At 62.0% G+C, this 12889-nt stretch carries 16 protein-coding genes; 5 read left to right on the forward strand and 11 right to left on the reverse strand.

Going from position 1 to position 12889, the window contains the following annotated elements:
- Positions 1–4: 4 nt before the first annotated feature.
- From ACSSVQ_RS15015 to ACSSVQ_RS15025, 3 genes are all read right to left on the reverse strand, one after another.
- Positions 5–517, reverse strand: a complete 513-nt coding sequence (locus ACSSVQ_RS15015; protein ID WP_454184167.1) for a response regulator — start codon at positions 515–517, stop codon at positions 5–7.
- A 141-nt stretch (positions 518–658) separates the two neighbouring features.
- The gene (locus tag ACSSVQ_RS15020) at positions 659–1531 is read right to left on the reverse strand and encodes a class I SAM-dependent methyltransferase (RefSeq protein WP_454184168.1); all 873 of its coding nucleotides are present in this window, start codon (positions 1529–1531) and stop codon (positions 659–661) included.
- Positions 1532–1653: 122 nt separating this feature from the next.
- Entirely contained in the window at positions 1654–2619 is a 966-nt protein-coding gene (locus ACSSVQ_RS15025) for a hypothetical protein (RefSeq protein ID WP_454184169.1), read from the reverse strand.
- Positions 2620–2767: 148 nt separating this feature from the next.
- Between ACSSVQ_RS15025 and ACSSVQ_RS15030 the strand changes: the two genes are divergently transcribed.
- Together ACSSVQ_RS15030 and ACSSVQ_RS15035 are read left to right on the forward strand one after the other, a co-directional pair.
- Positions 2768–3250 (forward strand): NUDIX domain-containing protein, encoded by a 483-nt coding sequence (locus ACSSVQ_RS15030; RefSeq protein WP_454184170.1) that lies wholly within the window; start codon positions 2768–2770, stop codon positions 3248–3250.
- Between the two features lie 47 nt (positions 3251–3297).
- Complete coding sequence (locus tag ACSSVQ_RS15035) at positions 3298–3678, forward strand: hypothetical protein (RefSeq protein ID WP_454184171.1); 381 nt, start codon at positions 3298–3300, stop codon at positions 3676–3678.
- On the opposite strand, the gene ACSSVQ_RS15040 is transcribed toward ACSSVQ_RS15035, so the two are convergent.
- The 3 genes from ACSSVQ_RS15040 to wrbA all read right to left on the reverse strand — a co-directional run bounded on the left by ACSSVQ_RS15040 (position 3675) and on the right by wrbA (position 6175).
- The gene (locus ACSSVQ_RS15040) at positions 3675–4667 is read right to left on the reverse strand and encodes a glutathione S-transferase family protein (protein WP_454184172.1); all 993 of its coding nucleotides are present in this window, start codon (positions 4665–4667) and stop codon (positions 3675–3677) included. The two genes, ACSSVQ_RS15035 and ACSSVQ_RS15040, sit on opposite strands and share 4 nt — an antisense overlap.
- 30 nt (positions 4668–4697) lie before the next feature.
- Positions 4698–5411, reverse strand: a complete 714-nt coding sequence (locus tag ACSSVQ_RS15045) for a pirin family protein (protein WP_454184173.1) — start codon at positions 5409–5411, stop codon at positions 4698–4700.
- 152 nt (positions 5412–5563) lie between these two features.
- Positions 5564–6175, reverse strand: coding sequence for an NAD(P)H:quinone oxidoreductase (wrbA, locus tag ACSSVQ_RS15050; RefSeq protein WP_454184174.1), 612 nt, complete (start codon positions 6173–6175; stop codon positions 5564–5566).
- 120 nt (positions 6176–6295) lie between these two features.
- Here wrbA and ACSSVQ_RS15055 point away from each other — a divergent pair, with 120 nt between their 5' ends.
- Both ACSSVQ_RS15055 and ACSSVQ_RS15060 read left to right on the forward strand, forming a co-directional pair.
- Positions 6296–7231 carry a LysR family transcriptional regulator gene (locus ACSSVQ_RS15055; RefSeq protein WP_454184175.1) on the forward strand — a complete coding sequence of 312 codons (936 nt, stop codon included), beginning with the start codon at positions 6296–6298 and terminating at the stop codon, positions 7229–7231.
- Entirely contained in the window at positions 7228–8205 is a 978-nt protein-coding gene (locus tag ACSSVQ_RS15060; RefSeq protein WP_454184176.1) for a phospholipase D family protein, read from the forward strand. The genes ACSSVQ_RS15055 and ACSSVQ_RS15060 overlap by 4 nt, the downstream gene beginning before the upstream one ends.
- Positions 8206–8301: 96 nt before the next feature.
- Here ACSSVQ_RS15060 and ACSSVQ_RS15065 read toward each other — a convergent pair whose 3' ends face one another.
- The gene (locus ACSSVQ_RS15065; RefSeq protein WP_454184177.1) at positions 8302–9216 is read right to left on the reverse strand and encodes an SDR family NAD(P)-dependent oxidoreductase; all 915 of its coding nucleotides are present in this window, start codon (positions 9214–9216) and stop codon (positions 8302–8304) included.
- Between the two features lie 388 nt (positions 9217–9604).
- Here ACSSVQ_RS15065 and ACSSVQ_RS15070 point away from each other — a divergent pair, with 388 nt between their 5' ends.
- Entirely contained in the window at positions 9605–10177 is a 573-nt protein-coding gene (locus ACSSVQ_RS15070; RefSeq protein ID WP_454184178.1) for a GNAT family N-acetyltransferase, read from the forward strand.
- Here the strand turns inward: ACSSVQ_RS15070 and ACSSVQ_RS15075 are convergent.
- The 4 genes from ACSSVQ_RS15075 to ACSSVQ_RS15090 are packed head-to-tail and all read right to left on the reverse strand — an operon-like array spanning position 10117 to position 12834.
- Positions 10117–11073, reverse strand: a complete 957-nt coding sequence (locus tag ACSSVQ_RS15075) for a metal ABC transporter substrate-binding protein (RefSeq protein ID WP_454184179.1) — start codon at positions 11071–11073, stop codon at positions 10117–10119. The two genes, ACSSVQ_RS15070 and ACSSVQ_RS15075, sit on opposite strands and share 61 nt — an antisense overlap.
- Entirely contained in the window at positions 11070–11984 is a 915-nt protein-coding gene (locus ACSSVQ_RS15080; RefSeq protein WP_454184180.1) for a metal ABC transporter permease, read from the reverse strand. The genes ACSSVQ_RS15075 and ACSSVQ_RS15080 overlap by 4 nt, the downstream gene beginning before the upstream one ends.
- On the reverse strand, positions 11981–12706 hold the full coding sequence (locus ACSSVQ_RS15085; protein WP_454184181.1) for a metal ABC transporter ATP-binding protein: 726 nt from the start codon (positions 12704–12706) through the stop codon (positions 11981–11983). Before ACSSVQ_RS15085 ends, ACSSVQ_RS15080 begins: the two co-directional genes overlap by 4 nt.
- Entirely contained in the window at positions 12703–12834 is a 132-nt protein-coding gene (locus ACSSVQ_RS15090; protein ID WP_339613825.1) for a hypothetical protein, read from the reverse strand. The genes ACSSVQ_RS15085 and ACSSVQ_RS15090 overlap by 4 nt, the downstream gene beginning before the upstream one ends.
- Positions 12835–12889 lie beyond the last annotated feature (55 nt).

A 12889-nucleotide genomic window follows, 5' to 3' on the forward strand; every position in this document is an offset into this window, starting at 1 on the left:
CTTCCTAGAGCAAGGTGACCTGCGGGGCGGCTGCCTGCCGCCGGTCCACACCCTCGAAGGGCGTATCGCGGCGGCGGCGGTCCGGGCCGCGATAGGTGTCGGTTTCGATGAAGGCGCGGGGATAGCACACGACTTCGGCAAGCCGCCGATAGAGTGTCGCCGCGGAGATGGGTTTGGAGAGGAACGCGGTGATGCCGGCATCGCGTGCTTTTTCAACGGATGCGACGTCGGTATGGCCCGAGACCATGATGATGGGCGCGGTGCTCATCTCCGTGCAGTCGATGGCGCGAAGCCGCTTTACCAGATCGAAGCCGTCGCCCGGTTCCATGGCGGCATCGGTAATGACGACGTCGGGCCTGTGTCGCCTGTAGAGGTCCAGACCCTCTTCGCCATTCGCGCCGAGAAATGTTTTCCCGACCTCGAGCGCATTCAGCAGCCCCAGCAGCAATTGCCGCATATAGGCGCTGTCATCCACCACCAATACGCTGATTGGCCCGAATAAGGATTGTGCCGTCATACCCCACCTGCGCAGTGCCGCATCGCTTTCCGGCGGTTGCCGGTGCCCTCGCGAATACGTCAGCTTCAACAGCGCGACGATAGAACGGATTGGTTAACAAAGGGCGGACGTAAGGTTACCCCTTCGTTTACATATCCCCGGTCAGACGTTGGCTGTGACGAGCCAGACCGATCCGTTCAGGACCACGCCGCGGTCGGTATTGTGGGCGGCCAGTGCCTTGCGGACGGCGCCTATGGCCTTTTCGCGGGCGGTGTCGTCCAGGTCGACGAAAAGGCGTGAGAAGGGGCCGACCTCGAGCGATTGATGAAGCGCATCCTCCACCGCGTCGCCTGCGTCGCTGTCGGTCCGGCCCATCGTCATTTCCGCATCGAGTTGATCGATGGAGATATCGCCGAAGCCCGCGCCGCTCAGGATGGCGTTCACGCGGTCCTTGTCCTGAAAGGCGAAGGGACCCGGCGCGCCGGGTGCGGGCGGTTCTGGGGCTTCGACATGTTCGAGGGCGGCAAAGAGCGGGACATGAAACCAGCTGTTTTCGGTCAGCGGACGCCAGCAGACGAAGGCCAGCCTTCCGCCCGGCTTCATCGTGCCATGAAGATGGGCGAAGGCGCCGTCGGGATCGGCAAAGAACATCACGCCGAAACGCGAGGCCAGCATGTCGAAACCGGGACCGTCGAAATCGTGGCTGGATGCGTCGGCGAGCAGGAATTCGGCGGGATTGTTTTCCGCTGCCGCCAATGCGCGCGCATGTTCGATCATGGGGCGGGAGACGTCGACGCCGAGCGCCAGGCCTTCCTTGCCGGTGCGTTTGGCGATGGCGCGCGTGGTGACGCCGCAGCCGCAGCCGATATCGATCGCACGCTCGCCTTTCGCCGGTGCGAGGGTTTCGATCACGGCCTGAGAGTAGGGCGCGAGAACGCGGTCCATACGCGCCTGATTGGCGACCCATTTTTCGCCGCTGCGGCCGTTCCAGTATTTGATCTGGTCGTCATTGGACAGGCTTGTCTGCTCGCTCATATCTACGCGCTCCCGATGTGTTTCTTGCGCGCAGCCTAGACCGTTTTCCGGCGAGGTGGAAACATCTGCCGGATCGGGATCTGCTTTTGGGCGGCGGGAGCGGGAAGGCGAGGATGAAACGTTCAGTCCCGTTCGTCGGGATCGGCGTCATATGGATCGGAAGGGGCGGGCAGAAGCTCGTTGTCGAGGATCAACGTTTCGTCCGCGTCCTCGCCGTGATCGGCATCCTTGTCCTGATGTTGCGCTGCGAGTTCCGCGGCTTCGCCCACGCGCCGGTTCAGCCGTTCGGCCAGCGCCTGCAGCTTGTCTTCGACGGCGCTCATGTTTTCGTCCATCGCATCGGGGGTGCGCAGCGTTTCGTTCAGCGCGGTCTCGCCGTCGTCGTCGATCTGCAATTCGTCTTCCGGCGTATCGGCACCGGTCGGGACGCTGGAATCGATGTTCCGTTCGCCGGCTTCGCGGCGCAGGGCCTCGATGCGCTCGGCCACAAGCGAGGCATGGTCGGCCAGGGCCGCAGCGGCGTTTTCTGTGACATCGCGGGCGCGGTCGATTTCGCAGAGGATCATGTCGATCTCTTCATCGTGCTCGAATGCGCTGCGGGGCGGGGAGAGGGAAAGGCCCTCGGCGGATGTGGTGAGATTGACGATGGGGACGGCAATGCCGCGGCGTCCTTCGGTATCCAGGATGATTTCGAAGCTTACCGGATGGCGGGGAGAGCGCCGCCCGGCAATCAGGTTGATCCGGTTATGCGATGCGGACCCGACAATCGCGTCGATTTCGCTTCGGAGGTCGTCATAGCGTCCGGCAAGGAGCGCCCGGCGGCCGGGATCGTCGCTGCGCGCGGCATCCGCCGCGAGATCGGCGGCTTCGCGCAGCAGATCGCTCACGGCGTCGATGGCGAGCACGGCGGTTTCCACGGTGGAAAGCGAGGTCGCGATCCGCTGGCCGAGTTCGGCGGCGGAAACAGAGCCGCTATGGCGCGAGGTGCCGCGCAGGGCCCGATCCATGGCCTCCCGCGTCGCCCGGGGCGTTGCCTCGGTCGGTTCGGCTTCTCTTTGCCGCGCCCTGAAGCGCGAGAAAATCTTCATATCGTCAACTGCCCCTGGCCGCGCACCCTCGCAAAGCCCGGTCCCCGGCGGTGGGAATTCACAGCCGGGAGCCGGAAAAGAGGCTAGCGTGGAGATAGTTGACGAGTGCTAAATGCGGGATTGTCTTTCTTGCGCTACGCTCACACCCATGTCCCGGATCCGGCAATTCGCTTTCAAGCGCCTTTTCAGTCCCGCGGCGCGCCTTTACTGGCGGCTGACACGGCCGTTGACCGCGGGGGTGCGGGCGCTTGTCCGCGATGAGGAGGGACGCATTCTTCTGGTCCGCCATACCTATCTCGCGGGCTGGTATCTGCCGGGGGGCGGGGTGGACCGCTCCGAGACCATGCATCAGGCCGTCCGCCGCGAATTGCAGGAAGAAACGGGACTTATTCTGCATGGCCAGGCCCGGCTTATGGGGATTTATGCCAATTTCCGGGAGTTCAAATCGGATCATGTGGCCCTGTTCGACATAGAAGCCGATGCTTGGGAGCGCGGCGCATGGGCGCCCGACCGGGAGATTGCCGAATGGGATTTTTTCGCGCTGGACCGTTTGCCCGAAGATGTGTCGCCGGGTACGCGGCGGCGGATCGGCGAGGCGGTCGAAGGGGCGGTGCCGGACGAGTTCTGGTGATTGATCGCCGGTCCGGCCATGCTCTACTGAAAAGAAGGAGGGGGAATATGAAAACGCTGATCGGTATTTTTCTTGCGATGGTCGTTTCGGTATCCGTTCTGGCACCGGGACCGGCGTTTGCGCAGGATGAGGTCGATTGGGCGGCGCTGCCGACCGACAAGGCCGAGCTGGACGCCCTCGACACGAAACAATTGCGGATGCTTCGCGCCTCGGTGCGCTATTGCGAGGATTTCGGGCGCGAGAACCACCGCAACACGGCCTGCGTCTTTCTCGATCTCGACCGGTCCGTCAGGCAGTCCGGCGATGCGGCGCTGAAGGCCTATCACTTCGGCATGTCGCGCATGGACCGCTATAGCGAAGCCCGCAATCGCGGCGCGGTCGAGAACCGGCTGCTCCGTATGCGCGAACAGGCGCTTGCGGCTGACTAGCTTTCGAAACGGTCGCGGTCATGCGGCGCGTCGAGGTCGAGCACGGGCCCGGCGGGGATGATGCCTGTCGGGTTGATGTGGCGATGGCTTGCGTAATAGTGCCGCTTGATGTGGCCGATATTGACCGTCTCCTTCACGCCCGGCACCTGATAGAGGTCGCGCAGATAGTTCGACAGGTTCGGATAGTCGGCAATGCGGCGGATGTTGCATTTGAAATGGCCGACATAGACGGGATCGAACCGGACCAGCGTCGGGAAGAGCCGCCAATCGGCTTCCGTCGGCTGGTTGCCGGTCAGGTAGCGTCGGTGTGACAAAAGATCGTCCAGCCGGTCGAGTTCTTCGAAAAGCGCGGTGACCGCTTCTTCGTAAGCGTCCTGCGTCGTCGCAAAGCCCGCCTTGTAGACCCCGTTATTGATCTTGTCGTAGATGGATGCGTTCAGCGTATCGATTTCCTCGCGCAATCCATCGGGATAGAAGTCGAGATCTGCATCGACGCCTTCCAGCCCGTCGAAAGCCGAGTTCAGCATGCGAATGATGTCGGCGGATTCATTGCTGACGATGGTGCCGGTCTCCTTGTCCCAGAGGACGGGCACCGTCACACGACCCGAATAGTCGGGGTCGGCAAGCTGGTAGACCTCGTAGAGCCGCGTCTTGCCATTGATCGTATCGGACGTGGTGTCGTCGTCGCTATTCTTCAGCGTCCAGCCTTCATCCAGCATCAGCGGGTCGACCACGTTCAGCGAAATCTTGTCGTCGAGGCCTTTGAGCTTGCGGAAGATGAGCGTGCGATGCGCCCAGGGGCAGGCGAACGAGACATAGAGGTGATAGCGACCGGCTTCCGCCTTGAAGCCCGGCTTGCCGGTGGGGCCGGCGCTGCCATCCGCCGTTACCCAGTTACGAAAGGTGGAGGAGGGGCGCTGGAAGCGTCCCTCGCTCGTTTTGGCAATGGTTTCCTCGGTCTTCCATTCGCCGTCGACAAGCTGTCCCATTTCGCGCTCCTATCTGTCCTGCGCTTCGTTTCAATTTGTGGCGGGCGGTATATCCACCAGCACGATTTCGGCATCTTCCGTGGCCTCGATGACGAGCTTCTCGACATCGCGGATCGCCGCGCCTGCGCGTTCGGGCACATGCACACCGTTTACGGTCACGCTGCCTTTCGAGGGCACGAGATAGAGATAGCGCTCCTTGCCCGTTTCATGGGTCACCGCATTTCCGGCGGCAAGCGTTGCGCCCAGTATCTCGGCATCCGCCGCGATCCAAAGAGCGCCCGCCGGGGCGTCCGGTTTGCCGCTGGCCAGCCGCGCGAGCTTTCCTTCGCGCGTGCCTTCGGGAAACGCCGCCTGCTCCCAGCGCGGGGCGATGCCGGGGCGGTTGGTTTCGATCCAGATCTGGAAGAGCGTCGTTTCTTCGTCTTCCAGGTTCCATTCCTCGTGCCGCACGCCCTTGCCCGCGGACATCACCTGAACGTCGCCCGCTTTCGTGCGGCCTTCATTGTTCATGTGGTCGCGATGGGTGATCGCGCCTTTGCGCACGAAAGTGACGATCTCCATGTTGCGATGGCCATGCGGGGGGAAGCCCGTTTTCGGCGCGATGCGGTCGTCGTTCCAGACGCGCAGCGCACCCCAGCCCATCCGCGCAGCGTCGTGATACTGCCCGAAGGAAAAATGATGCCGGGCGTCCAGCCAGCCATGGTCGGCATGCCCGAGGCTTTCGAAATCGCGAATTTCGATCATGACCTTGTTCCTCTCTCCTCCCGAATGATGGGGACCGCCACGCGCCCCTTTATGCAATACGGGGGAGGGACGCGTGGCGGGCTGTACCTTGCGGAAGTGGGGGGAGGGGGAGAGCCTTCCGCAAGGCAGGTATTTGTCAGGTCAGGCTTTCTCTAGCCTTTGAGTTTCCGGGCGATAGAGGCGACATGTGCGCCCTGCTTCCGCGCCATGGAAAGTTCCTTCTCGGACGGCTGGCGGGATCCGTCGCCGCCGGCCAGCGTCGAGGCGCCATAGGGCGAGCCGCCGCGCACTTCCGAGATGTCGAAGGGTTCGTTCGCCACCGCGTAGGGCAGGCCGACAATGACCATGCCGTGGTGGATCAGCGTGTTGTGGAACGAGGTGATGGTCGTCTCGTTGCCTGCGCCGGTGCCGGTGGAGGTGAAGACGCTGCCCACCTTGCCGGTGAGCGCGCCCTTGGCCCAGAGACCGCCGGTCTGGTCGAGGAAACTGCGCATCTGGCCCGTCATGTTGCCGAAACGGGTGGGCGAGCCGAAGATCACCGCGTCATATCCCGCAAGCTCATGCGGGGCGGCCACGGGGGCTTCCTGATCGGTTTTCATGCCCGCTTCGTTCATCAGGTCTTCGGGCATGGTCTCCGGCACGCGCTTCAAATCCACGCTGACGCCGCTTTCGCTCGCCGCGCCTTCGGCCACGGCCTTGGCCATGGTTTCGATATGGCCGTAGGAGCTGTGATAGAGCACCAGAATTTTCGTTTCGTCCGCCATGTCGCTCTCCTTTGACTGGGATGTCGTTCGAGGGTGTTTCGTTCGCTGAGTGAAATGTATTTGCTTCTCCGAAAGTTCCAATCCATCATTTCTTCAATAGATTGTTTCAATGGTGAGAAAATGACGCTGGACCTCAATGCCTTCGCCGTTTTTGCGCAGGTGGTGGAGACGGGCAGTTTCACCGCCGCGGCGGAAGCCCTGCACTTGTCCAAAAGCATGGTGAGCCGTCAGGTCGCCGCGCTGGAGGAGGGGCTGGGCGTGCGCCTTCTCAACCGGACGACGCGGCGGCTCAGCGTAACCGAGGCAGGCGCGGTGGTTTACGAGCGCGCGCAGCGCATCGTGGCGGAGGCGGCGGATGCGGAGGCCTGCGTCACCCATGTGCAGGGCGCCGTGCAGGGCCGTTTGCGCGTCAACGCACCGATGACCTTCGGGATCCGGCAATTGTCGAGTGTGATGCCGGAGTTTCTCGAACGCTATCCGGACCTCACCGTGGACCTCGCGCTCAACGACCGGCGCGTGGACCTCATCGAAGAAGGGTTCGACGTGTCCTTGCGCGTTTCGGAGCTGGAGGATTCAAGCCTGATCGCACGCCAGCTTGCGCCTGTGCGCCGCTTGCTGGTGGCCGCGCCCGCCTATTTCGAGAAGCATGGCCGGCCGCAAACACCGGACGAGCTGAAGAGCCATCGTTTCATGTTCTATTCGATCCAGCCCCGACCGGAGGTCATTCGCCTTCGCTCGCCCTCCGGCAAGCGGATCGAGGTCGAGCGGGAAGGCCAGCTTTATTGCAACAATGCGGATGCCATGGTGCCGATGCTGAAGGCGGGGCAGGCAATGGGCTTCTTCCCGGACTTCATCATTGCCGATGAATTGCGTTCCGGTGCGATCGAGGCGGTGATGACCGACTGGGAGGACGAGCCGCTACGCCTTCACGCCATCTATCCGCATACGCATCTTCTGGCGCCTAAGGTCCGGGCCTTCGTCGATTTCGCGGTGGAGAAGTTCGGCCCGGGCGTCGCGCCGTGGGAGATTTATGATAATGGGGGATTGGAATTATGAAAGAAGCGACTGTTCTTTACTCTTCGAGCCGGATTCACAAAGAAATTAAACGGATATTTTCTCAGCCTCAGCCCAACGAACGAAGAGTTGCTCTTGTTGCCTATGTAAGTGACGGTGCGGAGAAGTACCTACCAAACGTTGACGGTTTGGAGGTGATTTGCTGTCTGGAGCCTGGGGCCACGAGCGCTAACGCATTAGGGAGGTTAAGGGATCGAGGTGCTGTCGTTAGAAAATCGGAACGGCTTCATGCAAAAGTCTACTGGTCTAGTCGCAAAGGTTGCGTGATATGTTCGGCAAATCTCTCTTCAAATGCTTTAGGGAAAGATGGGACCAAAGAAGCAGGTGTGTTTTTTGAACCTGGTATAGTGGACATTGAAAAATTCATTCAAGAAACAAGACCTAGAACGATATCTGATGGAGATTTAGAAACGCTGAACCATCAATCGAAGGTTTTGGGTGTGGCTCGCGGCGTTAGCGCCAAGAAAGCCAAGCGTAGGGCAGTTAGTTTTTCCGATTGGTATGAAGCTTCGTTCCGGGAACCTTGGAAGCTTGGATGGTCATCGGACGAAGGCGGAGTGTCCGAAGCCGCTGTCATCGAAGCAAAAAATATATACGGAGTTCGTCAGCCCCAAAATCATATCAATGTTGACGAAGATCAAGTTAGCAGCGGTGATTGGCTGCTTTGCTTTTCTTTGCCGGAAGGTGAGGAAGTGGAATGGATGTATGTTGATTTTGTGGTGCCCGTTTCTCTTGATGACGAAGACGCCTACGAGAAGGATTATCCATTCCAAGCAGTGCAGGCCCACAAATTATTATTCTATCCTACGCCGCCATTCCAGATAAACAGAGGGTTTCAAGTCGCACTTCAGAGTGCGCTTGAAAAGCATGGAAGTAGCAAAATCGAGAGGCAAAAATCTTTGAAGCCTTCAAAGGCTTTCTTGGAACTTATCAACAGGGAATTCAAAGCTAGGTAGCAAAGATGTTGTGTTTCCTTGGACTGTAAAAAACCTCTCGAACAGATAGAAAAGGCCGCCAAAGAGGCGGCCTTTTCTCATTCGCTAGCGTGTCTCTTACACCGGTTCCCAGGTGAAGACCGACGCCGTGGCGCCGAGGTCGGTGTAGCCGCCTTCCATGGCCGGGATGCCGTGGGAGAGGATCGTCTCCGGCGTCCAGCCGTCGATGCGGGCAACGCTCTTCACGGGGCGGGGCTGCGAGAACAGCACGATCTCGTTGCCGCGCACGGAGAAGATCTGGCCGCTCGTCTTGCATTCGGGCGAGGCCAGCGCGACGGAGAAATTCGCAACCTGCTCGGCGCGCATCGCATTCTTCATGCGTTCCACGCGCTGGGCGGAAGCTTCGTCCTTCACCGGGATGGTGGCGATCATGCGCGTCCAGGCGAAGGGCGCGATGATGTTGGAGCGCACATTCTTCTTCTCGCCTTCCATGGCGATGATGCGCGACAGGCCCGCAATGCCCATCTTGGCGGCGGCATAGTTCGCCTGGCCGATATTGCCGATCAGGCCCGAGGTCGAGGTGAAGAGGACGAAATTGCCTTCTTCCTGATCGCGGAAATGATTGATGGCCGCGCGGGTGATGTTGTAGCTGCCCTTCAGATGGACTTCGAGAACCGCGTCCCAGTCCTCATCGGGCATCTTGTGGAACATGCCGTCGCGCAGGATGCCGGCGGGCGAGATGATGGAGTGCAGGCCGCCGAATGTGTCGAGCGCCTGCGCGATCATGTTTTCCGCGCCGGACTTCACCGCCACGCTGTCGGAATTGGCGACCGCTTCGCCGCCCGCGGCCTTGATCTCGTCCACGGTTTTCTGCGCCGCGCTCGCATTGCCTTCGTCGCCGCCGGACACGCTGCCGCCCAGATCGTTCACCACCACCTTGGCGCCCTGCGCCGCCGCGATCATTGCGCATTCCTTGCCGATGCCGCCTGCGGCACCCGTAACCAGCACTACCTTGCCGTCGAGAAGTCCCATCTTTTCCTCCGTGAAAAGCCTCGTTCGGTGTCGTTTATATGCCGGGCAAGCTAGCTAAAGGGGCGGGCGAGGGCCAGAGGTTTTGCCTCTCCCGAATGCCGGAACTTTACGGGACGGGCGGGCCGTGCTATCCGCTTTCCCTCTTTCAGGCGGCGGAAGCATGAATCTGCCGTAAGGGATATGGACGTTATGACGCGTTTGGCTGCACAGCGACGACGAATCCGGGCCGGAGGCTACGCCCTCCGATCCGTGCGTGCCCCTGCGCGCCGTCCGAGCCGGGCCTGACAGCCGGTTCCGGCGGAAAGGGGCCCGAGCGGCCAACCGATCCGTCAACGACCGGCCCATAGCAGATGTTCACGGCCGATCTGCCTGAGAGACCCTGAATCCCATGTTTGAAATCCTTCATGAGCGGCCCGAACACCGGCCCGACATCGACGCGCTGCTGGACCTTTCATTCGGCCCCGGCCGTTTTGCCAAGACCGCGCAGCGCCTGCGCGAGGGCAATCACCCGGTGCCGGAGCTTTGCTATGTCGCCTTTTCCGAAGAGGGCGGCGAGCGGCACATGGTCGGCTCGTTGAGCTTCTGGCCGATCGCGATCGGCGACACGCCCGCCCTGATGCTGGGGCCGCTTGCCGTGGAGCCCGCGCTTCGCGGCAAGGGCGCGGGCCTCCTCCTGATGCGGCGGGGGCTTGAGGATGCGAAAGCGCTGGGCTGGCGGATCGTCATCCTTGTCGGCGACGAACCCTATTACTCGAAAGTGGGGTTCGGCCCGGTGCCGCCGGGGCGTGTCGTCATGCCGGGACCGGTGGACCCGCGGCGGCTTCTCTACCGGGAACTCGATCTCGGGGCGTTCTCCGGTGTCTCGGGCGCGGTGCGTGTTCTCAATTCGGGGGGAGAAGGTCAGTTCTTCTCCATCGCCGCGACCAGCCTCGGCACATTGACGCGGAACATGTCGAGATAGGTCGGCGCCTCGCCATCGGGCGGGGACAGGGCGTCGGAATAGAGTTCGCCGCCTTCTTCCGCGCCGGTCTCGCGCGCGATGGTCTGCATCATGCGCGGGTCGGACATGTTTTCGATGAAGAGCGCCTTGATCTTTTCCCGTTTCATCTGGTCGACCAGACGTGCGAGGTCCTTCGCGCTCACTTCCGCTTCGGCGTTGATGCCTGTAGGCGCATGGAAGCTCACGCCATAGGCGTCGCCGAAATAGCCGAATGCGTCATGCGTGGTGATGACCTTGCGCTTGGCTGCGGGCACCTTGCCGATTTCGGCGCGCACCCATTTGTCGAGCGCGTTGATTTCGTAAATGTAGTTGCGGGCCGCCGTCGCATAGATGTCGGCATGGTCCGGATCGGCCTTTTCCAGCGCCGCCTCGATATTGCCGACATAGATCTTGCCGTTGCTCAGGTCCTGCCAGGCATGGGGGTCATAGTCGCCATGATGGTTTTCATGCGCCTCGTGATCCTCATGGCTGTCATGCTCATGCTCATGTTCGGCTTCTTCCGGCGTCAGGCGGCGCGGGTGAACGCCTTTGCTCGCAACGATCACCGGCCCCTTGTAACCGGAGGCGTCGATCAGGCGCTGCATCCAGCTTTCAAGCGCAAGGCCGTTGACGACGACGAGGTCGGCCTCGGCCAGCGCCCGGGCGTCTGCCGGGCTCGGCTCGAAGGAATGCGCATCGCCGTTCGCCGGGACGAGGGAGATCACCGTCGCGTTGTCGCCGGTGATCTGCTGCGTCATGTCGGCGAGGATCGAAATGCTCGTCACCACTTTCAGCGGCGCGGCCTGCGCCGGCGATGTCAGAAACGACGAGACGGACAGGAAAAGCGTGGCGCAGGCGAGCAGCAAAAGGCGTTTCATTTCATGGTTTCCTTATCCGGGACGAGGGGGCTGTCTTTGACCTCATGAAAATGAGGGCGGTGCATGTACCGGCTTGTCAGGCTCGAATGGCGACCGGCGATCACCGAGAAGATGTAGGCCGCGCCCGCCGTCAGGATGATGGCGGGGCCGGAGGGCAGGCCGAAATGATAGGAGACGAGCAGTCCCGCCACGCCGGAACCGAAGGCGATGGCGACTGCCGCTGCGATCAGCGACCAGACCTCGCGCGCCCAGAAGCGCGCCGCGGCGGCGGGCAGCATCATCAGGCCGAGCGCCATCAGCGTTCCGAGTGCCTGAAAGCCCGCGACGAGGTTCAGCACCACCAGCGCGAGAAAGACGAAGTGGAACACGCCCGCGCCGCGCATGGTGGCAGGCAGGAAGATCGGATCGAAGCAATCGATCACCAGCGCGCGATAGATGACCGCCAGCACGATCAGTGTCAGCGAGGCGATGCTTGCGACCAGCAGCAGGGCATTGTCGTCGACGGAGAGAATGGTGCCGAAAAGCACATGCAGCAGGTCGATATTGGAGCCGCGCATGGAGACGAGGAGGACGCCGAAGGCAAGGCTGATCAGGTAGAAGCCCGCAAGGCTCGCATCCTCGCGCAGAAGCGTCGTGCGACTGATGACCCCCGCCAGCAGAGCGACCGACAGTCCGGCAAAGAGGCCGCCCGCGCTCATCGTCCAGATGGAGAGCCCGGCCACGAGAAAGCCGATGGCGGCGCCGGGCAGGATCGCATGGCTGATCGCATCGCCCATCAGGCTCATGCGGCGCAATACGAGGAAGACGCCGATGGGCGCGCCGCCAAGCGCAAGCGCGAGGCAGGCGACCAGGGCGCGGCGCATGAAGGCGTAGTCGAAGAAGGGCTGCACCAGCTGGTCGTAAATTATCATGCCGCGCGCCCCCAGCCGTCGGAGATGTAGCGGGCACGGGCGAGATTGTCGGTGCCGAGCGTCTCTTCGACGCCTCCCCACGCCACGGGCTCGCGGGCAAGCAGCAAGGCGTCGTCGAAGGCGGTCCGCGCCATGGCGAGGTCGTGCAGTACGGCGATCACGATGCGGCCTTCCTCCCGCCAGCGGCGCATCACCGCCAGCAATTCCTGCACGGTGCGTTCGTCCACCGCAGCGAAAGGTTCGTCGAGCAGGATCGCCTTGGCGTTCTGGATCAGAAGTCGCGCGAAAAGAACGCGCTGAAGCTGGCCGACGGAGAGGTTGGTCACGGGGCGCTCGCCGAAGCCGGGCAGGCCGACCGTTTCGAGCGCTTCGTTGACGCGGGCCGTGCGGGCCGCGTCGATGCGACCAAAGAGCCCGAGTTCCTGCCAGAGACCCATGGCCACCACGTCGAAAACGGTGATGGGGAAACTCGTATCGAGATCGGCATGTTGCGGCAGGTAGGCGATTTCCCGCCGCGCGAGGCCGGAGAGACCGATATCGCCTTCATCGAGCGGCAAAAGACCGACAAGGCTTTTCAGTAATGTGCTTTTGCCCGCGCCGTTCGGTCCCATCACGGCGGACAGGCGGCCGCCCTGAAAGGCGCCGGAGAGATGATGCACCGCCGGCATCCGCTCATAGGAGATGGTGAGGTCGCGCAGGCGGATTTCGGCAGGACCGGTCATGCGATCGCCCACCAGACGCCAAGCCAGATGAGTGCGATGCCGAGCCCGGCCAGCGCCAGCCTCTCGCCGATTCCCGTGCCGAAGGCGGAATGGCGTGCGGGCGCGTGGCGGGAGGTGGGATCGCTCATCGGTTTGTCCGGGAATGTGATATTATAACGTCGCGCAACCTAGGCCGAATTCCGC

It is taken from the genome of Parvibaculum sp. MBR-TMA-1.3b-4.2 (assembly GCF_053628815.1).